Genomic DNA, 24854 nt, shown 5'->3' on the forward strand with positions numbered 1-24854 from the left:
GGGCTTTTAATTTACAAAAAAATCCTGTTAATAGATTACCACTCTGGCAATCCATCAACAGGAAAAAGTATAGAACCAATTTAAGTTTGAATTTGAAATGCCATCCTTTCGGGGATGGCATTTTTGTTTTCATACTGGATTGTAAGCGCGACGTCTCCGGCCTATGCCTTAGATCCAGCATGACAATGACTTGAGGTATAAAAACTGACCCTACTTGCTTAACAGCAGGCAGGGTCAGTTGGAGATAATGTGTGATTGTGCTTAATGAAGATGGATACATGGCGCCAAAATAATTATAGATTTGCATCAATCAGTTGTGCAATTTCAGGGATCGTCAATGCCATTTCTTGTTGACCTCTAGGATTTCTGGAGGCGTGTCTTTCGAAACTAAAATTTTGGGTATAAAAGGGGACGGCAGTTTCTAGTGCTTGAACAGTGACTAAAGCAACACCAGTGTGCGTGATCACATTTTCATAGAGCATCGTTAACAAAGCCTTCATCAAGGCACTACCCAGTTGTCTTCTTTGATAATGCTTATCGATAGCAAAGTAAACGATATCAATGACAGGGTAGTTTGACGCGCCGTTTGTGATGATCTTTTTTTCTTTTCGATAAGTGTTCTTGATGGTAGTCAAACTTGCTAATGTTGTAAAGAACCCTACAACGACGTTATCTTGGAGATAGACGAAAGTTTTAGCTAGATTTCCAATATCAAAGTCATAGGCCTCGTTTACTAAAAATTGGTTGATACTCGTATAATCATTAAGTGCGGATTTAGTGGAACAAGTAGGTGGCACACAATCAAAAGTAGTTAAACATGATCTATCAATCAAATCTGAGATGGGATATAAGCCCGCTTTTCCCACTAATGAAACACCTTCAGCGTCGGTAGTGACTGAAGTCGTTGCTTGGACCGCAACAGTTCCGATTTGCGTTGTGAGGTTAGGTTGCCATTAATTCGTCTGGTGAGTATTAGCTTTTCACTTGGTGTAAGGCTCAATGGTTTCTTATGGCCGTCAATTGTAGACATGGTTGGTTCCTCCCCTTTGAAGCGTGATTGAACTGTCGTAAGCATAGCACAAATGAACGACGGCTACTAAGAGGTTTCTCTCGTCAAAATGTTAAGTTTATCATGTCTAGTCATTGACTGATATTTATTGTTAACTAATGATTTTAGAATTTAAGAATATGGTAAATACTATTTTTTATAAATTAACGTTATGCAAAATTGTATTCTTACATAAATCATTACCAAGGGGCGCAAATTGCCCGTTTAGCAGCGTTACCCGCTGATTTTATTTTGGGATAAAGTGGCTAAAAAATACCCTTGTTGCTGCATCCATTTGGCCCTATCATGCACTCGAGTAGCCAAGCAAATGACCACTCTGATAACTTCATTTCGTGGGGAGGATTTATTATGAAGAAAATCATGGGGTATGTCTTAGGGTTAGTTGCGACCTTAGGTGCCGCTGGTGCGATTGCAACCACTGCGAACGCTGACGGGAGTAGTGCTGATGCGGATAGCGGTAGTGGTAGTGGGTCGGCAACCACTGCGAGTGCTGTGACGCCAGCAACGGGATCTAGTGAAGCTGGGTCGAGCGATGCAAGCTCCGCGGAGTCCGGGCCAAGTGACTCGGTATCGGCTGCGGCGGCTTCAAGTGACGCAACTTCCAGTGCCACGAGTTCTACTGGTGAAGTGACACACGTTTGGTTCCGGTGGCCACATTTCTTCGCACGTCACCACGTTGACATGAAGAAGATTATGAGTGCCGAAGCTAAGATGCGGGGACACGACCACTACTACGATGGTGAACGCATCATCAAGTTCAAGAAGGGCCGGAAGGGTGCTGAAGTCGTTCTTCGTAACCGCAGAGGTCGCGAGATCGAACGCTTCAGAGTTCGTCATGACGGTCGTTTTGAAATCAAACTCTCAAAGCGTGAAGCACGGGATCTCCGCAAGGGCGGCAAGTACTTCACCTTCACTGTCCACGAAAAGGGCTATCGTCCATACACCGTTCGTTACGTTCTTTACAAATAAGATTGTGACGCGGGGTATTTAGTCGAGTGGTCCGAGGGGGCCGTTAAGCTGAGCTAGACGCCTAGGTCAATCGTTGGCTGGGTGTGGTTTGGCGGTAACCTGAAGACACCCGTTGTGCTCGAGTTAGCGAGCACACGCCACAGGAGGGTGGCGACGGGGATTGAGACCGGAAAACTACCTCCTGTGTTTGGAGAGACCGTGGTGTCGGCTACGGTCTCTTTTTTTGACCTCTACGCCCTAAGTCCATGTAGCTTTGATGATGGTTAAGGGCGTTTAAAGCCGCGCCTCACGGGCGTCAGCTAGGGGGCTGGAACGTGGTGGGCACGACTTGAAGCCTTTCAAAAAGCGAAAGTCTACAAGCTCGGCCTTGTTGTAACCGGGGAGGGGCACCCCGCTAACAACAACGTCATCACTGAGCCCCCTAGCTGACGCCCTCCGGCTGAGATTGGTCATCAAGTTTACTGGGTGGGACTGGCGACAAGAGACAGGGGATGACCGTTACCGCTGTGGTGTGGCGTGACCGTTATTCAAGACGCGTGAGGTTTTCGTTGGATTTTACAATATTAACGACGTTGTAAATAACGTGATAGTCTATGACTTCTCGTTGATGCGTACCTACCCGTCAATTGATCACTGCCGACAACCTTGATCCCGATAATTACTTGACGGGAAAAACGGGAACAATTGGAGTGTTGCCAGACCTCCTCTGTTTCCAGAGTGGCTAGTATTAGGCCTGGAGGGAGGTTCCGTACATGCTCAGTGGTGTCGTTCTCGTTGGCCGAGGTTTCTCACTCGGTTTACGAGAAGACCGGCTTTTGAGACGTCCCTTGGCTCAAAACCGTGTCCACTACGTTCCAGCATGTACGGAACCTCCCGGAAGGCGAGGATTTCTGCAACCAGATCGTTTAGCACCAACTTTATTTGATATTTCACTGCAACAACGCAACAGAGAAGAGATAGGGGAGAGGACTCATGATTAAGTGGTTCAGAGACAAACTTCACGAGCGTAATCTGCAGGTACTGGGGCTATTTACGGTGATTGGGGCCTTTATCATGACCTTCTGTTCCTATACCTCACCGGCCTTTTATTTCGACACCTCACCCGACAACAATGCCTTCTTCACGGTGGGGAAGGCCATGATGCATGGCATCGTGCCCTACAAGGACATCTTCGAACAGAAGGGCCCCTATGTTTACCTGTTGCACGGGTTGGCTTATCTGGTGTCGTCACGAAGTTTCTTATTAATCTTTATTGTCGAAATTATCACGCTAGTCGCCGCGATGTTTCTGGTCTACCGGTTGGCAGGTTTGTTGGGAACCCCGGCACTCCCAGCTCTATTGACGGGGATCCTGGTACCGAGCCTGTTGCTGTACCACCCCTACTATGATTACGGGGATACGGTGGAATTCTTCACGTTGCCGCTACTGATATCGTTGGTTTACTTCATGGTTAAGCTCGACCGGAACCAGCTAAATGGGAGCCGCGGTGGGTATGCCGCACAGGGGGCCATCGTTGGGGTGGTTCTGCTGTCAAAATATACCCTGCTAGGAGCGTGGATCGTCTTCTACCTCCTGTTGATGGGCCGGCTCGTCGTGACTAAGCGGTGGCGGGAGCTGGGCAAGCTGGTGGCGTGGAGTGCGATTGGTTTTCTTGCCACCACGTTGCCTTGGCTGATTTACTTCCTGGCGACCGGGTCGTTGGGGGCGTTCATCAACGTTTATGTATTGTTCAATACCCACGTCTACCTGACTTCATCGGTGGCCTTCTTTGCCAACCTGGTTCAGTCCACGACATTGGTTTCGCAATTCTATCTGAGTAACGTGATTTTCTTTGGCTTAGGCATTATCGGGACGTTGGTCGTGATGTTTCAACCGGCCATCTTCCACGATCCATTCATGCGGGGGACTTATCTATTAACCAATTTAGGTGCCGATCTGTTTGCCCTCTATGGCTACCAGGCCAACGCCGTTTATCAGTATTATCAATTGATTTATTTTGCGTTCTTCATTCTGCCCTTCGTTTACCTGTGTCAGTGGGCGTTTAAACGGGTGCCACTGCCGACGGGGGATGCGCCGTTTCCGATTCTGGCGACGCTGGTATTTAGCCTTCTACTGGTGCTGGGGGTCAATAACAACGTGACGGATTCTAAGGTCTTCCCGAATAATTCGGCAATTACGGAGGCCGCCACGACCCGGCCGCAACAGCCCGCGCAGGTGGTCTTTGGTCGTTTGATGCGAGCGGAGACACCGGCCGATACCAAGTTGACGCTGTTGAATTACGGGTCGATCGACATGGGCTTTTACACCGCGTCCGGCGCGGTACCAAACACCTACTATTTCCAGAATTACAACATCTCGCAGAGTGCGGCCCCACAGATTTTGGCGTCGCAACAGGCAGTCATTCGCGATAAAGACGTCGAGTGGGTCGTGTTAAACACGCCAGTAGGCAAGACCGTTAAGCAGTGGCCCGGCGTAGCGGGACGGATCAGCAGTGGTGATTTGAATCCCGGCACGGCCAAGATGGCTAAGATGCTCCTCAAGCGATACCGGCCCGTGGCCCAGCACTCCCAGATCTTTGAAGGGGTGAACGAAACCTATTGGCTGTTCAAACGGCGGTAGGCATTTAACAAGTGACGCGAAGAGAACTATGATAGTTCAATGAGAGTCCTTGACCTGAGTGGCCTAGACTGGTAAATTTAAAAACAATATCTCCCAGGATTCCTAACCGAGCCTGAGACTAAAATTAAAGAGGAGCGATATCAACTATGTCTAATTGGGACACGAAGTTTGCTAAAGAAGGAATCACGTTTGATGATGTTTTGTTAATACCCGCAGAAAGTCATGTATTGCCGAATGAAGTCGACCTAAGTGTCCAATTAGCGCCAAAATTAAAGTTGAACGTTCCGTTTATCAGTGCCTCGATGGATACCGTCACCGAGACTAAGATGGCCACAGCCATGGCTCAAAATGGGGGCCTCGGGGTCATCCACAAGAACATGAGTGCCACGGACCAAGCTAAGATGGTGGCTGACGTGAAGGCGATCGAAAACGATGCGACGAAGCACCCCAATGCCGCCGTTGATGCCAACAACCACTTGTTGGTGGCCGCAGCCGTTGGGGTCACTTCTGACACTTTCGACCGGGCCACGGCCCTGTTGAATGCCGGTGCCGATGCCATCATCATTGACACGGCGCACGGTCACTCTGCCGGCGTGTTGCGCAAGGTTGCGGAAATCCGCAAGCAATTGCCAGACGCCACGTTGATTGCCGGGAACGTTGCCACGGGTGAAGGCACGCGGGCCTTGTTCGAAGCCGGTGTCGATGTTGTTAAAGTTGGGATCGGTCCTGGTTCCATCTGTACGACCCGGGTCGTTGCCGGTGTGGGGGTTCCACAAATTACCGCCATTTACGATGCCGCTTCGGTGGCTCGTGAATTCGGCAAGCCGATCATTGCCGATGGGGGAATGAAGTACTCTGGCGATATCGTCAAGGCGCTCGCCGCCGGTGGGAACGCCGTAATGTTTGGGTCCATGTTCTCCGGGACCGACGAAGCCCCTGGTGACGTCATCGAAGACCATGGTAAGAAGTACAAGACTTACCGCGGGATGGGTAGTCTGGCTTCAATGTCCCATGGTTCCGCCGATCGCTACTTCCAAGGTGGCGTCAACGAAGCCAACAAGTTGGTTCCCGAAGGAATCGAAGCACGAGTTGAATACAAGGGGAGCGTCAACGACATCATCTTCCAAATGGTCGGTGGCCTCCGTTCTGGGATGGGCTACACGGGTAGTGCCAACATCCAGAGCTTGATCGACAACGCCCAGTTTGTTCGGATTTCCAATGCTGGGTTGATTGAATCTCACCCACACGATGTTCAAATTACCAAGGCAGCACCTAACTACAAATAACTTGTTTTACTGGAACCGGCTCTTTAAGCGGGTTCCTTTTCTTTTAGTCTAAATTGGGCCGCCGCAGGTGGCCAAGGGTTCCGTCCTGTGGGGCACGGTGAAAGCCTGAGGGGCGGTCTCTCACCTCGCTTTAAGCCTCACCAAAAGCGTGAGTCTTAAAGTCGTCCCAGGCTGTAAGGCCGGAAGCCCACCGACCAAACAGCCTCGACACGGGACTCCACCCTTAGCTACCTGTGGCTAGAACTGGTCTTTGAAGGATAGGTTTGCCAGAAGATCGGAACTCGCAAACCTATTTGGGGGAGCTGGTGATTTCGTCATGTTGTTGAGAAATTGGTATTTTCGGGAATGGGTAATATCAAGGACATTTGGACAGGGCAACTTAAGACTTTGACGCCAGACCACCAGAGTTCCCATAACGCACTGTGTCGCGCAACCTTTCGGCTGACAGGGCTCAGGTGTGTCGTTAGTCTTGGCCGGGTGGGTTTCCTGGCTTAGACTAAGGCCGAGCTTGTAGACTTTCGTTCTTTGAAAGGCTTCAAGTCGTGCCCACCCCGTTCCAGTCCCTGTCAGCTGAGAGGTTGCGGGGTTCTCGACCAACGCTGCCGATTTAAAAAGTTTAAGCGTCACTTCGGACCACTGGGTTGAAAAGACTTATCAAGGCCTTAAACAACGGGTTGGCGGAGGGCCGGTAAATAGTGTAAGATTAAGGAATGGTTAAGTGCCTTACGCCCGACTAAAGGTTCGGGTTTTGACGTCGCCTCGCGGGATATTTTTGCTAGAATAGACTTAAAGTACCCTTGGGGGGCAACTGCTAGTGACCTAACCTAGCTGTTAAAGGAGAATAAACCGAATATGAAAATTTTAGTTGTCGATGATGATAAGGAAATTGCACAGTTACTTGAAATTTACATTAAAAATGAAGGTTACGAACCCTTGACCGCATATAACGGGAAGGAAGCATTGACCAAGCTCCACACGACACCAGACATTGCCTTGATGATTCTGGATATCATGATGCCTGAGATGAGTGGGATTGAAGTTGTTAAGGAAGTTCGGAAGGACTCCCAGATTCCAATTCTGATCCTCTCGGCCAAGACCGGCGACATGGACAAGATTCAAGGGTTAATCACTGGGGCAGACGATTATGTTACCAAGCCGTTTAACCCCTTAGAAGTCATGGCTAGAGTGAAGTCGTTGTTGCGGCGGAGCCAAGACCAAGTGACCGATGATGCCCCAGATATCTTGGATATTGGGACGTTAACGATTAACAAGGATTCTCATGAGGTCAAGACGATTGCCGGTAAGACGATCTCTTTGACCGCGCTTGAATTTGGGATCTTGTATCTGTTGGCGAGTCACCCGAACCGGGTCTTCTCCGCCGATGAGATTTTCGAACGCGTTTGGCGGCAAGAGAGTATCGTGTCGGCCAAGACCGTCATGGTACACGTGAGCCACTTGCGTGATAAGATCGAAGACGCCACCAACGGCGAGAAGGTCATTCAAACCGTTTGGGGTGTCGGCTACAAGATTGAGTCACACTAATCAAGAAGATCGAGGATAAGCATGTTACAGTTTAAAAATTACCGTTTATCGGGACACGGGGAGGCGCGACCATGAAGCTAACCACCCGGGAGAAGAGTGCGCTCTTCATGGAAGGGGTCGTCACCGTGATTCTCCTGTTGATGCTGAACCTGGCGTTGCTGGTGCTCATCATCCAGGCCATTGAGACCAATCCCGGTTTGCGAGACGGGATCTTCATTATTAAACGCTCCGTGATGTTTGGTCCTAACAACTTCCAGTTGTGGAGTTGGGAAAATCTATTCATTGGATTGATGCTGATTGCGGATGCCCTGGTTGTTTGGTGGCGTCTGATTCGGCGTTACCGGCAAATGCAGCTCCGTCATATCATTGGCGAACTTCATTACATCGCCAACGGTCACTTCGATCACCGGATTCCATTTCGGGTGAGTGGTGACGTCCAACGGGTTGTGGATTCCGTCAACGCGCTGGTAGATTCCGTTATCAGTTCCATGGATGAGGAACGGGCGATCGAGAAGTCTAAGGACGAGCTGATTACCAACGTGAGCCACGATATCCGGACGCCATTAACGTCGATTATCGGCTATCTGGGGCTCATCGAGGACCAGCAGTATCACAGTGAGGAAGACCTCCTCAAGTACACGCACACGGCGTTTTTGAAGTCTAAACAGATGAAATCCTTGGTGGATGACCTCTTTGAGTACACCAAGGTCCGTCAGACCGATACGCCGCTCAGTATTACCAAGATTGATTTAGCCGCCATGTTGGAACAACTCGCCGCCAGTTTCGAGCTGGAGGGGAAGAAGAAAGCCATGACGGTGGGGGCGTCGAGCACGCCAGACACTCTGATGATGGAGGCCGACCCCGAGAAATTGGTGCGGGTCTTCAATAATCTGGTCGCCAATGCCTTGAAATATGGGACCGGCGGTAGTGAGATTAACCTGATTGCTAAGCAAGTCTCGCCCGACGAGTTGGAAGTCCGCGTGACCAATGATGGCCCGAAAATCCCGAAGGAATCTCTGGCTCTCATCTTCGAGCGGTTCTACCGCGTCGAGGAGTCGCGGTCCAAGGAGACCGGGGGAACCGGGTTGGGATTGGCCATTGCGCAGAGTATTGTGGCGCTTCACGGTGGCTACATTTACGTGGAGTCGGATGACCAGTTGACCAGCTTCGTGATTCATTTACCCGTCAAGCATGACCACCCGTTGGCCATTCCTGAACGGTTACGCACAGCAGAAAAGACAAAATAGTATCAGCGTCGGCCTGGCCGACACTACATAAGATAAGAGGAGTTTTAAATCTCATGAAGAAACAGTTACGGCAAGTTATGATTGGACTGGTGACGGCGGTGACGCTGGTTACCGGTGGGTTAAGTGGTTTGGGTGCCAGTGCACCGGTTGTGGCGCAAGCGGCAACGAGTGCGACCAGCACGGTGAACCTGCAGGCAAAGGCTGGAATTGCGGTCGATGCCAAGACGGGTCAGATTTTATATGACAAGAACAGCGACAAGGCCTTACCAGTGGCCTCGATGACCAAGCTATTGTCGATTTACCTGGTGCTCCAGGCCATTCACAATGGCAAATTAAAGTGGGACCAAAAGATTACCGTCAGCAAGGACGTAGCCAAAGTGGCCAAGGATACCAAGTTATCCAACGTGCCTTTGCGGGCCGGTCACAGTTACACGGTCAAGTCCTTGTACCAAGCTTCCTTGATTTACTCGGCTAATGGGGCCGTTGAAGCCCTTGGGAGTGCCGTTGCTGGTTCCCCCCACGCCTTTGTCACGCAGATGAAGGCTCAAGCTAAGAAACTCGGGATGACCAACGTTAAGATTTACAATGCCTGTGGGTTAACCAACAAGCAAGTTGGTAACCTCGGCTACTCAGATGTAGCGGGTTCTGCCGAAAACGAATGGTCCGCCGCCGACCAAGCCAAGTTGGCCGTGGCCTTACTGAACAAGTACCCCGAAGTCCTTGAAACCACGAAGATTGATAAGTTGTGGTTTGAGAAGGGCACCCAGGATGCCACGAAGATGGACAACTGGAACTGGATGTTGAAGGGGCTTACCGCTTCTTACAGCAAGCTCCACGTTGATGGGTTGAAGACGGGGACGTCCGATGCCGCCGGTGCCAACTTTACCGGGACCTCCGATCATGATGGTAACCGGATTGTGACGGTGGTGCTGCATGCTTCCCACAAGTCCGAAACCGACCCAGCGCGTTTCCAACAGACGCAGAAGATGATGTCTTACGTTTACAATAACTTCAAGACGGTGAGTTACCAGGCCGGCGACCAGATCAAGGGTGCCAAGAGCATCAAGACCAACGACGCCAAGGAAAAGACAGCCAAGACGGTCTTGGGCCAGGACGTTAAGCTCTGGATTCGAAACGACCAGGTTGCCAGCAACGTTTCCGCTAAGCCGCAATTAAAGGCTAAGTTGGAAAAGAACAAAGCATTGGAAGCCCCAGTCAAGAAGAATGCCACAATTGGGACCGCTAATGTTGCCATGAAGGGTGACCAATTAGGGTTCTTGGGAAATACCAAGACCACTAAGGTGCCGCTGAAGGTCACGCAAGCCGTGGAAAAGGCCAATATCTTTGTCCGCGTCTGGCGGTCAATTGTTTCACTGTTTTAACCCCAGCTAATCCTGAGATAAGTTTTATCGCCGATCCCTACGGGGATGGGCGATTTTTTCGGGTTAGAGATCGACATTTGTTGCATGAGATTTAATGAAAAAAGGCTTTCATTTGCGAGAGAATGGGCGTTAGCTTTCAGTAAACTAGGCTGGATAAATCCCGATATTACAGACTTTTTAAGGTTAAAGTCTGATGAGTCTGTACTGTGAAACATTTTCTTTAATCGATCGCATAAGCCGTGAAAACCAGTAATGACAAGGGATAAGACCGATTTTAGGGATTGTCAATGGCCTGTTGCATTTTTGACAAGTCAAGCGTTATTGTGCGACTATGTTCTATAATAATTAGCCCGTATTTTGAGGAATTTTAAAGGAAAAGGGAGTTGAAACTCGTGAAGATGATTAAAGGCGAATGGGATTACATTCGGCACAACCGGTTAATTTTGATTTCCGTGTTGGCCATTATGTTCATTCCGTTCCTCTACTGTATCTTCTTTCTAAAGTCAGTGTGGGACCCGTATGGTGAAACCGGTGAGCTACCCGTTGCGGTGGTTAACCAAGACAAACCGGTCACCTACCAAGGACAGAAGTTAAATGTTGGGGATCAAACGGTAACGAATTTAAAGAAGAATAAGCAATTGGGTTGGAAGTTCGTGTCGGCCAAGACCGCCGCGGACGGGTTGAAGCACCACAAGTATTACACGGTGATTACCTTGCCTAAGAACTTCTCGTCTAACGCCGCTACGGCGCTGAACAAGCATCCCAAGAAGATGACCTTCACGTACAAGACCAACGGTTCCGCCAACTACATCGCGCAAGTTATGAGTGAAGTTGGGTCGAGCAAGCTGGACAGTCAGATCCGTGCCAAAGTCACTAAGGCTTACGCACAGGCGACGTTCAAGCAGATCTACACCGTGGGTCAAGGAATGAACAAGGCCGCCAAGGGTTCCGCCCAATTGAAGGACGGGACGGTCACGTTGACCGATGGGTTAAACACTTACACCACCGGGGTTAAGACGCTGAACAATGGTCTGCAACAAATGAAGACCTCCGTGACGCCATTGGCTACCGGGATTCAACAGTTAAGCACGGGTTCGGCCACATTAGCTTCTGGACTCAGCCAATACACGGCCGGTGTCTCGAAGTTAAACAGCAACATGCCAACCTTACAGGCTGGGGCCGCTAAGCTGAATAGGGGGACTTATACCTATGTTGATGGGGTTTACAAACTCAACAGTGGGTTAGGCCAAATGAGCAGCAAGGTTGGACCTTTGGCTAGTGGGGTTACGCAGTTGAAGACTGGGAGTAACTCACTGACTAAGGGACTGAAAAAGCTGGATAGTAATTCTAGTCAATTGACTAGCGGTTCAGCTACACTTGCAAGTGCGCTTAATTCCTTACCAGGAATGTTGTCTGGATTGCAATCTAGTGCCGCTTCTCTGTCAGGGTTAACGCCTAGTACTTTGAGTGATATGTCTAAATTACTTGATGCAATGCCAGAACTTTCGGATGACGAAAAGACTGCGTTACAAACAGCTCTTCCTCAGCTGGCGGCATTACCAACTTTTGCCAATACCTTAGGCGCTCAGGCGCAAGATGTTCAGGCGAAAATTGTAGCACTTTCGCAGACTACGCCACCAGCTAATACTGGAACGGACAATAGCGCTACTGTAGAGAGCGCTAATAATGCTGCACAAGCTGCTGATGATGCAGCGGATAAACTTCAGGCGGCTATTGCAGCTAGTGCTGATAGCTCTACAATCAGTACTGATGCAAGTAATGTTAAAGAAGCTACGCAAGCTTCTAAGGCAGCAACTAAAGCTGTAAGTGCCAACAAGGTAGCTTCTACCGACACTGACACTTCAGATTACGCCACTAAGTTGAAAGAGCTTACTGATAGCTTTACAACTTTAGCTGGAAGCTTAAAACAAATGCAGACATTAGCTGCGGTAGCACCGATTTTAACCAAGGTGGAGCCAGCCATGAACGGCATGCTAGCTGTTTCTCCAGCTGAAATCCAAGCTTTGCAAACAGCGATGCCTGGACTGCAGGGTGCCTTACAAGCACTTAATGGTCTGAGTGGAGCCTCTACACAGCTTGACAAGTTATTAGCAGGTGCAAACCAGCTTAATGACGGCGTCACGCAGTACACGGCTGGTGTTCACACCGCACTTGATGGTTCACAACAAGTGACGACTGGTTTAAACACGCTTAACTCGAACATCCCAGCCTTAACTTCCGGAGCCTCCCAATTATTAGACGGGAGCAACACGTTAGCTAAGAAGGGGTCTGAACTCACAAGTGGGACGTCATCACTCAACTCTGGGATTGGCCAAGTTGCTAGTGGGGTTTCCCAATTGAACGGCAACTCTGCTAAATTAAACAGTGGTGCTGGCCAACTCAGCAGTGGTTTATCAACCTTAAATGGTAAGATTCCAACGCTGACCAGTGGGGTTAACCAACTGGCTGACGGGTCCGCTAAGCTGGACGCCAACAGCAACAAGCTGATGCAAGGTACCAACAAGCTCAGCAAGGGTTCCGGGACTTTGGCTAAGTCGCTGAAGTCAGGGGCTGACCAGATTAACGCACAACCATTGACCAGCAAGACGGCCGATATGTTTGCGGCACCAACTCATTTGAAGCACGAAAGCTACAGCTACGTGCCTAACTATGGGCATGCCTTAGCACCTTACGTGCTTTCCGTGGCGTTATACGTTGGGGCCTTGGTCTTCAACTTTGCCTTCCCAATTCGGAAGGTCTCCATGGCTGGCGGTTCCGCTTCAGGTTGGTTCCTGAGCAAGCTGTCGATTGGTGCGGTTGAAGGGTTAGCAATGGGGGTCATCGAGCCATCACTGATGATGCTCGCGGGCTTATCCGTTGATCACCCAATGCAGATGATTCTGATTTCCGTCTTGTTTGCGGAGGCGTCGATGTTCATTGTCATGTTCCTGTCGATGCTCCTGGACAACCCAGGACGGTTCATCGCCATGGTTCTCCTGATGCTACAACTTGGGGGTTCCGGTGGGACGTTCCCAATGGAAGTCACGAACCACTTCTACAACGTTGTGCACCCATTCTTACCAATGACTTACTCCATCTTAGGCTTCCGTGAGGCGATTACCTCAGGGATGTCTGGCATGGTTGGCTTGGCAACTTGGGTCCTGCTACTGTTCACTGTTATCGCCATTGCCTTACTCTGGCCAACGATGTGGTGGTTACAAAAGAAGCATTTAATGGGCGTTTCCCAATTGGACGATAACCAAAAACTCCAAGAGGTCGAAGACCCAAATACAAATAGTCATTCTTAATAACGACTCGCTGAGAAGCGACGTGAGACCGCTGGTTTCGCGTCGCTTTTTGCGTATAATAAAGGGGTATGAGAAAAGGGGACTTTAGAATGAGTATCCAATTTCGGCAAGCCAAACGCGCCGATTTATCATTGATTGTGGCTATTTATAATGAAGCGGTGACCACCAAACAAAGCACGGCGGATGTTCAGCCGGTGACGGTGGCACAACGTGAAGCTTGGTTCACGAGCTTTAATCCATTGCGCTTCCCACTGTGGATGATTGAAAACGAGGGCCGAGTCGCGGGATTCGTCGGCTTAGAGCCCTATAGCGACCGCGCTGGTTACCGGCACGTGGCTGAGTCGGCACTCTACCTGGCTAGCGACCAACAAGGCCAGCACATCGGCTCACAGGCTGTTGACTGGATTGCCCGACAAGCCCCTAAGCTGGGACTGACAACGGTGATTGCCCGCATCTTTGGTCACAATACAGCCAGTCGGAAGCTCTTCACAAAGGCCGGTTACGCGCAGTGGGGCCATTTGCCTGAAATTGCCGAAATGCCAGGATTTACAGCCGATCTGGAAGTGTACGGGCGTCATTTCACGACGACAGATTAAAAAGCAATGAAAGTTATGAAAACTTGCTGGGTAACTTCACAAACGATTCATAGATCCTAGCTGGATCAGGGATAACCCTTGATAAATATCATAGATGTTATATGAAAATGGTCTGAAACATGTTAAAATATCATCGTGTGGTTTTACGCGTAAGTGGTAAATCCATTAACGTGCTTCATATCTCAGAGTATTCGACGGAGGCAGACATTCTTGAATAAACGACGGCCAAACCCCAAGCAGGTGCCAGACCCCACAGAACCAATGTGGCGGTCGACCTTGCGGGTAGCCATGCCCCTTAACTTGAGTTACATACCTATCGGGCTGGCTTGTGGGATTTTGCTACACGCGGCAGGGTTTAATACATTCCTTACTGGATTAGTTTCACTGCTGGTCTTTTCTGGTGGGGGTCAATTTTTAATTGCCACGATGTTGACTATTAATTCCCCATTACTTTCAATTGTTTTAATGCTGTTTTTCTTGGAACTTCGGTATGCACTACTAAGTTCGAGTCTATCGCCTTACTTAAAGGGCCAATCCAACCGCTTTCTCTTTATTTTTGCGGTTTCGTTAAACGATGAAAATTATGCGATTAATTACTTAAAATTCGCCACGGATAAGAAGTGGACGGTGCGAGAGGCCTTAGCGGTCGAGCACTACTCGCTACTTTTTTGGGCGACGAGTAACGTTATCGGGAGTCTGATCGGTAGCGCATTGAAGATTGATTTGACTGTTGTGCATTTTGCACTGACGGCTTTGTTCCTCTACATGATTGTGATGCAACTCAAGAGTCATTTGACCCTATTGATTTGCTTCATCTCGGCAATTTTAGCGGCCGCTTTCATGATGATTACCAAGAGTACCTTGGGCCTCGTGATTGCGACGGTTGTCTCATCCTTGATTGGGTTTGCTTTAGAAGAATTCATTCAGAGAAAGATGCCGGACAGCCATTGGTTACGCCGGATACACAGTCCCGGATCAAAGAAATCAGCCGTGGAACATTCAGACGCTAATTAGGATGCAAGGAGAGCTATATGAGTGCAGTTAATAACTGGAACAGTACGCAACATTTTTGGCTAATTATTTTTGGATTTGTTGTCGCCTTCATTCCACGTTTCGTGCCGCTGATGTTATTCACCAAGCAGGCCATTCCCGAGTGGTTTAACGAATGGATGAAGTTTGTGCCGACGTCATTGTTTACGGCGCTAGTGGTTAAGGACATCTTTATCGATAGTTCCAGCTATGCTTTGATTCTGAATAATTACGCGCTGATGATTTCAGCAGTAATGGTTATCTTCGTTGCTTATCGGACACGGTCGATGGTCGTTTCCGTTATTGTTGGGCTGGCTGGGGTATTCCTCCTGTCGATGTTCCTTTGACACTAATTTAACGAATAAATCAGATGAGGTTTGGCAGTTATGCTGGGCCTCTTTTTTGATCTGGTATACGATAAAATCAGTTTAAAATATAATTATCATTGTTATTAGTTTTGAATCGAAACCATTTGAATTGGCTCAACTATAACACGTTCTGTCTGGCAGGGATACTAGAGATGAAAATCAGGAACAATGGTTAAGTGGCTCGTCAGTTTGGTCGACAGAAGTGTTGTGATCAAGGTGGAAGTGCAGTAAGTATTTGATTGCAGTAGAAGAGGTTTTCATGGCACAACCGATTTCAATCAAACTCGATGACGAGATAGATCGGCTACTCACAGCCTATACGCAGGCGCACGGAATCACTAAGTCAGCTTAAAGTGGTTTCAACTAACTTAGAGGATTGGATGACGGTCCAATCCGCCGACGAAACCTATCAATCCTGGAAAGCCGATAATTTTAAGACTAAGCCTTGGCTGGAAATGTTGGCGATGTTGGAACGAACCGACAAATAAAAATTCAGATCAAAAAAGCATCACTCACCTGGTGATCAATCCAGGTAGGTGATGTTTTTAAGTCGGTCGAATGATCCGCGGTCATTCTGGCCAGTTGATTAGTCCGTTACTTTTGATTTATCGTGGGTCTCATCGTACATGTAGTCCCGCGTCATTGGTAACATCCGGGCTGAAGGGCCCTTTGAGATCAAATACTGAATCACGTCAATATTACCAGACTTGAACGATGCTGCGCAAGCCTGAAGATAAAGATCCCACATCCGAACGAAGCGCTCGTCAAACATCTTGGCAACTTCATCACGGTGTTCGTTAAAGTTCTTATCCCAAATTTCTACCGTCTTTTGGTAGTGACGGCGAAGGGGTTCCATATCATCGATCTGCAAACCATTCTCGATGATGTGGGTGGTGTTTTCAATCAGGCCAGGCACGTAACCACCTGGGAAGATCCATTTGTTTAACCAACCATTGTTGGCGCCACCCTGTTGACGGGTAATCCCGTGGATTAAAGCGACACCGTCGTTCATCAGATACTTTTGAACACACTTGAAGTATTGGCCTAGGTTTTCCTGACCAACGTGTTCGAACATCCCCACGGAGGTGATGTAGTCCCACTTTTCGTTACCAATTTCACGGTAATCTTCCAACCGGACTTCGGCGACGTCTTGGAGGCCAGCTTCTTTAATGCGAGCATTCACGTAGTCGTATTGTTCCTGGCTCAGGGTAATTCCGGTGACGTGCAGGCCATATTCCTTGGCCGCCGTCAGCATCAGAGTTCCCCAACCACAACCAATATCGAGAAGTGTTTTACCCGGTTGGGGGTTCAGCTTCTTGATGATGTGGTGAACTTTATTAACCTGTGCGGTATACAAATCATCATCGGGTGATTCAAAGTAGGCACAGGAATAAGTCATGGTGTCATCCAGCCATAACTTGTAAAAGTTATTCCCAATATCGTAATGGTCTTGCACGTCGGACTTGCTTTCCTTGACCGTGTGCTTTTGTTTTGGCAGGAAGTGGATAAACTTCTTGTTATGGAAGAAGGAATCCGTGTTTTCGTAGGCCGCAGTGATCAGGTCTTCGATGCTGCCGTCGACTTCAATTTTACCGTCCATGATGGCTTCGCCCAACGCAATCGAGGCGTTGCTGGAGATTTCCTTGATCGGAATCGCTTCGTGGAAGGTAATGGTGATGTCGGGAGTGCCAGTCCCATAGACATCGCTGGATCCGTCCCAATAGTTGACGCGGACGGGGATGTTAAAGGTGTGGCTTAGAAACGTCTTGTAGAATGTTTTTTCAAGCATGACAGGGGTCCTTTCCGGTTTTTCTACCATATATGGTAGAAAAACAAAATTACCTTTTTATTATACGCCTTTCACCTAGGATGACGTAAGGAAAGGATTCGGATGAAAACGGTTAATCGGGATTTTGGTCGGGTGGACTCGGTAAAATTGACCGATTTACCCGCTAAGCATGGTATAATGAGGCTACAATTAACCAGCGGAGGTCTTTCATTTTGAAAAAATGGGTATGGGTCGTAGCGACAGTCGTTGTGGCACTGCTGATTGGTGGTTACGCTTATTCAAATCATCATGCGACAGCTAAGGAGTACCAAGCAGCGATGGCCAATGGCCGGACTGCTATTCAAAGTAAGCATTATACGCAAGCAGAGAGCTATTTCCAAAACGCCCTCAAGCGGCGTTTGAATGACGAGTCAGCGCAGACGTATCTGACGCAGACGCAGCGGTTCGTTTCCGGGGAAAATGCATTGGATGCACGGCACTTTACGACGGCTCGTAAGCATTATGAAGCCGTTAAGGATACCAAGAAAGGCTCGTCGGTCCTGGTGACGCGGGCCACGGCGAAGGTCAAGCAAGTTAAGGGTATTTTGGCCAACGTTAAGGAATTCAAGAAGATTTTGACCAAGGCCACGGGTGAGAATCAGGCCCTGAACTATGGTCAGTCGAATACAACCTTGGACGAATTATTTAACAACGCGAAGTTCCGTCAGAAGTATTACCAGAACCTTTATGACCAGGCCTTGGCATTACGGAAGTCGAACAACGCAGGTCAAGCGGCTAACACGAGCTCTTCAACGAGTGCCTCGTCGAGTGACAGCACCGCCAATAGCTCTAGCGCGTCCCTGACGTCGTCCGAACAGGCGGCCGCAAGTAATTACTCCGGAAGTAACGAATACACCGTCACACAGAAGCAGAAAGAGGTTAACGGTAAGTTGATTACCGCCGCCCAGATTGCTAATGCTAGAAAGACGATCAGCGCGGCCGGTGGCCATTCAGATGCCATGAGTGACCAAGACGTGCGGGTTGCCATCCAACAAGCCAGCAAGCAAAAGATTTCGTTGGCACAATACACCCAACAGAACTTAAAGTAAACGATATGAGAACCCAGACGATAGTGTCTGGGTTCTTTTTTTCGCGCATATAATATGGTGGGGCGTGACTGGAAGTCTTCTAGGTGACGCCTTGCGGATAACATAGTGGTTGGTTATCACAATATCAAAGCATTTGAGGTTAGCTGCGTTAGCCGGAGGTCGGTTCTGGAAATGCTCAGTGGTGTCGTTGTCCTTAGCGGAGTGGTCTGCTCCGGTTAGGACAAGGCCGCTCGGGGAGACCGCTCTTTGGCTTCCCGACGTGCCCACTACGTTCCAGCGTTTCCAGAACCGACCGGGAGGCGAGAACCAACGACTAACTAGCAGAAAAAATTGCCGTATGCGAGTCAAGCTGATCGATTTGGTAGGAAAACTTACCATATCTATCCAAACAGTCTTAAAACTTGACATGATGGTAAGGTTAGCAAACAAATAAGTTAGTAAGTTAATTACTTTACCTGCGGGATATCTAGGTAAATTAATTGTCCTAATCGCCGTCGTTTCGGTATTTCTGATAAGATTGTGAACTCAAAACTTCGAATATTTCACAAGTCATTATTTACACTAAATTGGTAAGGGTGTCTTACTATATAGATAGAATCAGAAATCTACAAGGGGGGTAGAGCAACGCTGCCTCTGAAAATAGCTGGGTGAGCACCGATCTTGGGGGATAGGGCGACCTGAACTGATTTGATTCCCAAATCACCACAAGGCTATTGGGGACGTGGCGTTGCCAGAAAATTATGATTATCAACAAACATATCATGCGTACGACGAATGAAAAGCAAGTTTTACAACAGATTGTCAACGCTGGTCCGATTTCGCGTAGTCAAATTTCTCGTAATCTGAGTTTAAATAAAGTGACGGTCTCTGATATTTATAGCCAGTTACTGCATGAAGGGTTGATCCGTGAGGTTGGTCACGGTGTCAGCACGCGTAACGGTGGACGGAAACCAGTCATGGCATTACTAAACGTGGGGTATGGTTATGTCATCAGTATTAACATTTTGCGGTCACGGTTCTCGATGATCACCAGTCGTTTGGACGGTCGTTCTGAGAATTACGCGAGCGTCTCAACGCGTGGTGTGGATTTAACCACGGTACTCGACATGATTGATGAGAAGATCGCGGCGACGGTCTCCGATAGTGATACTCGGCTCTTAGGGATTTCGTTCGGGTTGGATGGTACTATCTACGACAACCAGATCCTAGATTCCACGTTGAAGGGCTTCAAGAACTTTGATTTGGCGAAGTACTTTAGCGATAAATTCCAAGTTCCCGTTGTCCTGGAAGATTTGGCTAATCAGTCAGCGATCTTCGAACGGGACTTCTCCGGCGAAGGTGTTTACCGCAACTTAATTTCTGTGACGATTAGAGATCAAGTGAGTGCCGGAATTATCACCGAAGGCCACCTGTATCGCGGCCACAATGGTGAGGCCGGAAACATTGGGACTTGTCCGTTAGCCGACCGTTACCAGGAGGGCAATTCCGAAACCGTCAACCACTATGTGGCAGAAGGCACGGTGCTCCAACGCATCATGGCTTACCAGAAGATTGACCGGGTCGATGTTAACCGGATTCGTCGGGATTACTTGGGTCACCGGCCAGAATTGTTGGCCATTCTCGACGAGTTTGCCTACTACCTGGCTAAGGTTTTAGGGAACCTGTCCAACACGTTTGCCCCAGATGCCATCATCGTCAATGCTCCAATCCTGGAGTTGTTGCCAGAAATGATGGATACTGTGCGGAACTACGTGGACCAATTGGCCATTGTTCGCAAGGCGCCACTCCTGTTGACTAAGAACTCACGGGAAGCTTCCTTAAAGGGCGGGGCTTCGGCGATTATTCACCGGGCCTTGGCGCTGGACGACTTGCAATTGACCTTCACCAATGAACGGACCACCGTTCTCGAAGGTGTGGAGTCCTAAACAAAATAGATTTTAGAAAGCGTGGATGCGGCCACGCTTTTTATTTTGCCTTCAGGTTTTTGTCGGGGTCAGTGCCTCCCGGAAACCAGCCAGGAGGCTGGAACGCAGTGGGCACGACTTGGGGCCTGTAAACCGGTCTTCAAGCTCGGCCTTTCCGTAACCCGAGAAAGACCACTCGACTAATGGAAACGACACGGCTGAACCTCCTGGCTGGTTTTCTCCGGCTCACTCTATCCTATCTTGTCAAAGTAGGATGGCTCATCTTCATGATTTGATAGGTTATGACTATGTTAGCCGGAGGTCGGTTCTGGAAATGCTCAGTGGTGTCGTTGTCCTTAGCGGAGTGGGTTACTCCGGTTAGGACAAGGCCGTTCGGGGAGACCGCTCTTTGGCTTCCCGATGTGCCCACTACGTTCCAGCGTTTCCAGAACCGACCGGGAGGCGAGGTTGACGGCCAGCTTGTCGGGGAAAGTGTTAGGGATTTTCAGTCAATGCGGTATAATGAAAAGAAGATGAAATGGGAGGAATGACGTTTGAGTATTTGGCAACGATTTATCGACAATGTGCGGCTACGACGCTTCGTTATCCTGGCACTGTTGATCTTTGTGCTGTGGCTGATTCGAAGCGAAATGAACATGATTTTATTAACGTTCATTTTTACTTTCTTGGTGCTCCAACTAGTCAAGGCTGTGCGGCGATTTGTGAAGGTGCCACCGGCATTGATTGTGACGGTAACCTATGTGGCGGTGTTGGGTGGCCTGTATTGGGCCATCACAGCCTACCTACCAACGATTGTCACGTCGTCGTTGCGGGGAATTGAGGGGCTCATTAATTTCTATGAGAACCCAGCTAACGAAAATAGTGAAATTATTCGCTGGATCTCCGGCTATATTAGTAATTCGAATATCGTCGCACAGGTTCAGAGTAGCGCCAAACTTGTACTGAACTACCTGTCGACAATCGGGTCATTTGGATTCACGGTATTTATGTCGATGATTCTGAGTTTCTTCTTCACGATTGAATCGAAACAGATGACGGCCTTTTCCAAACGGTTCCTCACGAGTACGTACGGTTGGTTCTTCCAGGATATTAACTTCTTTGCCACGAAGTTCGTCAATACTTTCGGGGTTGTGTTAGAGGCGCAGTTCTTCATCGCCCTCTGCAACACCGTGATTACCACGATCATTCTGGCAATCATGCAGATGCCCCAGTTGGCCACGTTGGCCATTATGATTTTCATTCTGAGCCTGATTCCCGTGGCCGGGGTGATTGTCTCGGTGATTCCACTGACGATCCTAGGGTACACGGTGGGTGGTTTCCGCTACGTCGTTTATATTCTCGTGATGATCGTCGTGGTTCACGCGCTAGAAGCCTACGTGTTGAATCCTAAGTTCATGTCCAGTCGAACAGAATTGCCGATTTTCTACACCTTCGTGGTGTTGTTGGCCGGCGAAGCCTTGTTCGGCGTTTGGGGCCTGATCGTCGGGGTGCCAATCTTCACCTTCTTCCTGGATATTTTGGGTGTCCGGCCGGTGCATGGCTTGCATCAGGCGCCCCAGCTGGAAAAGTTGCGTGAAATTCGCCGCAATTATAATCAGGGTGAGGACGAAGATAACGATAGTGATAGTGACCAGAAATAGTGAAAAGTCAATTTGGCCGAGGGGGCTGAATTGACTTTTTTAATTAACAGCCCGATTAACTGAGGTCGTAAATGGCTAATCGATTAGTAGAAAACGATTACATTGTTTGGACGGCACAATTAAGCTGAAATTTAGGGTCAGATGGTGTAAAATGACAAGGTATTCTACAACAGAAAGAGGTTATCAGTGATGGCAAAATTAGTATTGATTCGCCACGGACAAAGTGAATGGAACTTAGCTAACAAGTTCACCGGCTGGGTTGACGTTGACTTAAGTGAAAAGGGTGTTGAAGAAGCCAAAGCCGCTGGTCAAAAGATCAAGGAATCTGGCATGAAGTTCGACTACGCCTACACGTCAGTTCTGAAGCGTGCGATCAAGACGTTACACTACGTTTTGGAAGAATCCGACCAACTTTGGATTCCAGAAACCAAGACTTGGCGTTTGAACGAACGTCACTACGGTGCTTTACAAGGCCTGAACAAGAAGGAAACCGCTGAAAAGTACGGTGACGACCAAGTGCACATCTGGCGTCGTTCCTACGATGTTTTGCCTCCACTTTTGGATGCAGACGCTGAAGGTTCAGCTGTTAAGGACCCACGTTACGCTAACTTGGACCCTAACATCGTACCCGGTGGCGAAAACTTGAAGGTTACCCTGGAACGTGTAATGCCTTTCTGGGAAGACCAAATCGCACCTAAGTTACTCGACGGCAAGAACGTCATCATCGCAGCCCACGGTAATTCATTACGTGCCTTAAGCAAGTACATCGAACGGATCTCCGACGATGACATCATGAACCTCGAAATGGCAACCGGTGAACCAGTTGTCTACGACTTTGATGACAAGTTAAACATGACTAACAAGACGAAGTTGGGTAAGTAATTCCAACGGACTCGAAGCCGCCTCGGTGTTTAGGGGCGGCTTTTTCGTGGCCTGAAACTGGCTACCAGCATTGATAATTAGCAACTTACTTTAAGAGAGAAAAGAGATTGAATTTGGCAGACAAAGAAGTTACCCAGGTTGAAATGATGAAGATTATTGGTTTATTCCGCAAAGCAGGGTTTACTGGCGAGTACGAGACTTTCCAACGCGTCAGTGGCACCGATCGGGAATTCTTTGTGGTGATGAGTAACGAACAGGGGATCAAGGCGTTGTTTAAGGCTAGCTTGATGTTGAACGCCGTTGAGTTCCAGTATGTGTTGGATGACAAGCATACGTTTGTGACAGAAAAAGCTGAATAGTCAGCAATGTAAGGTGACTAGCTCTTATCAATGGAGCTAGTCACCTTTTCTTGAGCTTCTTTGAAAAGTACGTGATTTTCTCTTGCTATGGAGCGCACTCCATAGGTTATGATGTAATCAGAAATGAAGGTGAGTGTAAGTGAAAAGTAGCGATGTTGCCAAGAAATTTGATGTCTCGATTGATTCTCTTCGATATTGGGAGAAAGCAGGTATGATTCCCAAAGTTCCACGGAATTCGCGTGGGTACCGTAACTACACACAAAATGAAATTGAATGGATTGATTTTGTTACTTGTATGCGGAGCTCAGGCATCGGTATTTCAACGTTGGTCACCTATTATCAGTTGTTCGAGGATGGTGCTGCAACAAAACGAGAACGTCAAAAACTGTTAGAAGGCCAATTGGTCGATATGGCCCAACGGATTAAGGATATGCAGAAAGCATATGCGAGACTAGAAGAAAAGTTGACTCACTATGATGATCATGTTGAAGGAGTCTTTACAAAACAGGAGGACAAAAAATGAAGATTGTTGTTATTGGTGGTTACGGTCATATTGGTTCTTATTTGGTTCCTAAATTGGTGAAATTAGGAAATGAAGTCATCGTAATCAGTCGGCATGAACGCCATCCTTACGTTGATGACTGGGCTTGGCAAAGTGCAAAGTTCGTTGCACTAGATAGAAATGATACGAAGACTTTCACGCAAAAGCTGATTGAACTGGATGCTGATGTTGTGATTGACTTGGTGAACTTCAAGTTTGAAAATACCAAGGAAATTGTGACAGCCTTGAAGGAAACCAAGCTCAGCCATTATTTGTTTTGCTCTTCCGTTTGGGCACATGGCAGGGCTCAAGTCTTGCCAGTTAATCCCAATGGAGTGAAAGCACCATTAGATGATTACGGAAAAAACAAATACCAGAGTGAACAGTACTTGAAGGAAGAGTATCGTCAGAATGGTTTCCCGGCAACCGTGATTATGCCAGGTCAAATTTCTGGTCCAGGTTGGGATATTATTAATCCTGAGGGTAATCAAAACATGCAGGTCTTCCAAGATATTGCTGATGGGAAGCAAATCACATTACCTAATTTTGGTATGGAGACATTGCATCATGTGCATGCCAGCGATGTAGCCCAACAGTTCGTAGATGCTGTCCAACATCGGAATCAGGCCCTAGGTGAAAGCTTTCATGCAGTTTCGTCGAATTCGATTACCTTGTATGGTTATGCTCAGGTGATGTACCACTTCTTCCATCAAAAAGCTAAGATTGACTTTTTACCATGGCCTGACTGGGTCACAAAGCTAGATAGTCCGGTTGATAGTGACAAGACGTACTATCACATCGCACGTAGCGGTCAGTATAGCATTGAGAACGCAAAGAAACTCATTGGTTATCAGCCACAATACTCGGTAGAAGAGACTATCGAGTTGAGTATTCAAGGAGCTGTGAACCGTGGCGTTATCAGGGTGAAGTAGAATTTAAACTGAAAAGATAGCTATTTTTATAATTTCAAAAGAGCATTCGGCAAGTAATTAAGTTCGCTGGGTGTTTTTTTTGACTCCCCCCAATCTCCCCAAACTTCTCACCGGGGATTTGGGGGAGATTAGGGAATGAATTTAGACTTGTATACAGGAAAAATAACGGGAGATACCGGAAGATGCCGGGAGATAGAAATGATCTATCAGATAATCGTACCTTTACGATGACTCCGGTGCCAAGCCGATTTTAATTATGTGTTGGCATGTACATTAACTTGTT

19 protein-coding genes are annotated in these 24854 nt (G+C 48.2%); 17 read left to right on the forward strand and 2 right to left on the reverse strand.

Translation table 11 applies throughout. The features are described from left to right. Nucleotides 1-293 precede the first annotated feature (293 nt). Nucleotides 294-866 carry a GNAT family N-acetyltransferase gene (locus EKM70_RS08755; protein ID WP_057877413.1) on the reverse strand — a complete coding sequence of 191 codons (573 nt, stop codon included), beginning with the start codon at nt 864-866 and terminating at the stop codon, nt 294-296. A gap of 551 nt (nt 867-1417) precedes the next feature. On the opposite strand from EKM70_RS08755, the gene EKM70_RS08760 reads away from it, so the two are divergent. The 10 genes from EKM70_RS08760 to EKM70_RS08810 all read left to right on the forward strand — a co-directional run bounded on the left by EKM70_RS08760 (nt 1418) and on the right by EKM70_RS08810 (nt 15394). Continuing rightward, nucleotides 1418-2038, forward strand: coding sequence for a hypothetical protein (locus EKM70_RS08760; protein ID WP_057877414.1), 621 nt, complete (start codon nt 1418-1420; stop codon nt 2036-2038). Between the two features lie 972 nt (nt 2039-3010). After that, on the forward strand, nt 3011-4657 hold the full coding sequence (locus EKM70_RS08765) for a glycosyltransferase family protein (protein ID WP_191985894.1): 1647 nt from the start codon (nt 3011-3013) through the stop codon (nt 4655-4657). Between the two features lie 146 nt (nt 4658-4803). After that, a complete protein-coding gene (guaB, locus tag EKM70_RS08770) occupies nt 4804-5943 on the forward strand; it encodes an IMP dehydrogenase (RefSeq protein ID WP_125547106.1) in 1140 nt (379 codons plus the stop codon). A gap of 852 nt (nt 5944-6795) precedes the next feature. Continuing rightward, nucleotides 6796-7485 carry a response regulator transcription factor gene (locus EKM70_RS08780; RefSeq protein ID WP_125547110.1) on the forward strand — a complete coding sequence of 230 codons (690 nt, stop codon included), beginning with the start codon at nt 6796-6798 and terminating at the stop codon, nt 7483-7485. 71 nt (nt 7486-7556) lie between these two features. Further along, nucleotides 7557-8732 carry a sensor histidine kinase gene (locus tag EKM70_RS08785; protein ID WP_125547111.1) on the forward strand — a complete coding sequence of 392 codons (1176 nt, stop codon included), beginning with the start codon at nt 7557-7559 and terminating at the stop codon, nt 8730-8732. Between the two features lie 53 nt (nt 8733-8785). After that, nucleotides 8786-10114, forward strand: a complete 1329-nt coding sequence (locus EKM70_RS08790) for a D-alanyl-D-alanine carboxypeptidase family protein (RefSeq protein ID WP_125547113.1) — start codon at nt 8786-8788, stop codon at nt 10112-10114. 398 nt (nt 10115-10512) lie between these two features. After that, nucleotides 10513-13422 (forward strand): YhgE/Pip domain-containing protein, encoded by a 2910-nt coding sequence (locus EKM70_RS08795; protein WP_125547139.1) that lies wholly within the window; start codon nt 10513-10515, stop codon nt 13420-13422. Between the two features lie 89 nt (nt 13423-13511). After that, nucleotides 13512-14018, forward strand: coding sequence for a GNAT family N-acetyltransferase (locus EKM70_RS08800; protein WP_125547114.1), 507 nt, complete (start codon nt 13512-13514; stop codon nt 14016-14018). A 261-nt stretch (nt 14019-14279) separates the two neighbouring features. Beyond that, nucleotides 14280-15032: an AzlC family ABC transporter permease gene (locus EKM70_RS08805; protein ID WP_164506363.1), complete on the forward strand. Its 753-nt coding sequence runs from the start codon at nt 14280-14282 to the stop codon at nt 15030-15032. 17 nt (nt 15033-15049) lie between these two features. Continuing rightward, on the forward strand, nt 15050-15394 hold the full coding sequence (locus EKM70_RS08810) for an AzlD domain-containing protein (RefSeq protein ID WP_125547118.1): 345 nt from the start codon (nt 15050-15052) through the stop codon (nt 15392-15394). Between the two features lie 607 nt (nt 15395-16001). Here EKM70_RS08810 and EKM70_RS08815 read toward each other — a convergent pair. Next, complete coding sequence (locus EKM70_RS08815) at nt 16002-17204, reverse strand: SAM-dependent methyltransferase (RefSeq protein ID WP_125547120.1); 1203 nt, start codon at nt 17202-17204, stop codon at nt 16002-16004. A 212-nt stretch (nt 17205-17416) separates the two neighbouring features. On the opposite strand from EKM70_RS08815, the gene EKM70_RS08820 reads away from it, so the two are divergent. The 7 genes from EKM70_RS08820 to EKM70_RS08850 all read left to right on the forward strand — a co-directional run bounded on the left by EKM70_RS08820 (nt 17417) and on the right by EKM70_RS08850 (nt 24571). Further along, nucleotides 17417-18292, forward strand: coding sequence for a hypothetical protein (locus tag EKM70_RS08820; RefSeq protein WP_125547122.1), 876 nt, complete (start codon nt 17417-17419; stop codon nt 18290-18292). Nucleotides 18293-19053: 761 nt separating this feature from the next. Next, nucleotides 19054-20217 carry an ROK family protein gene (locus tag EKM70_RS08825; protein ID WP_225416411.1) on the forward strand — a complete coding sequence of 388 codons (1164 nt, stop codon included), beginning with the start codon at nt 19054-19056 and terminating at the stop codon, nt 20215-20217. A gap of 533 nt (nt 20218-20750) precedes the next feature. Then, complete coding sequence (locus tag EKM70_RS08830; protein WP_125547126.1) at nt 20751-21857, forward strand: AI-2E family transporter; 1107 nt, start codon at nt 20751-20753, stop codon at nt 21855-21857. Nucleotides 21858-22046: 189 nt separating this feature from the next. Next, nucleotides 22047-22739 (forward strand): 2,3-diphosphoglycerate-dependent phosphoglycerate mutase, encoded by a 693-nt coding sequence (locus EKM70_RS08835; RefSeq protein WP_057732225.1) that lies wholly within the window; start codon nt 22047-22049, stop codon nt 22737-22739. Between the two features lie 113 nt (nt 22740-22852). Beyond that, complete coding sequence (locus EKM70_RS08840; RefSeq protein ID WP_125547128.1) at nt 22853-23098, forward strand: hypothetical protein; 246 nt, start codon at nt 22853-22855, stop codon at nt 23096-23098. A gap of 139 nt (nt 23099-23237) precedes the next feature. Then, nucleotides 23238-23621 carry a MerR family transcriptional regulator gene (locus EKM70_RS08845; RefSeq protein ID WP_125547130.1) on the forward strand — a complete coding sequence of 128 codons (384 nt, stop codon included), beginning with the start codon at nt 23238-23240 and terminating at the stop codon, nt 23619-23621. Beyond that, on the forward strand, nt 23618-24571 hold the full coding sequence (locus EKM70_RS08850; RefSeq protein WP_125547132.1) for an NAD-dependent epimerase/dehydratase family protein: 954 nt from the start codon (nt 23618-23620) through the stop codon (nt 24569-24571). Before EKM70_RS08845 ends, EKM70_RS08850 begins: the two co-directional genes overlap by 4 nt. Nucleotides 24572-24854: the final 283 nt, after the last annotated feature.

It is taken from the genome of Levilactobacillus lindianensis (assembly GCF_003946095.1).
GTDB classification, from domain to species: Bacteria; Bacillota; Bacilli; order Lactobacillales; family Lactobacillaceae; genus Levilactobacillus; species Levilactobacillus lindianensis.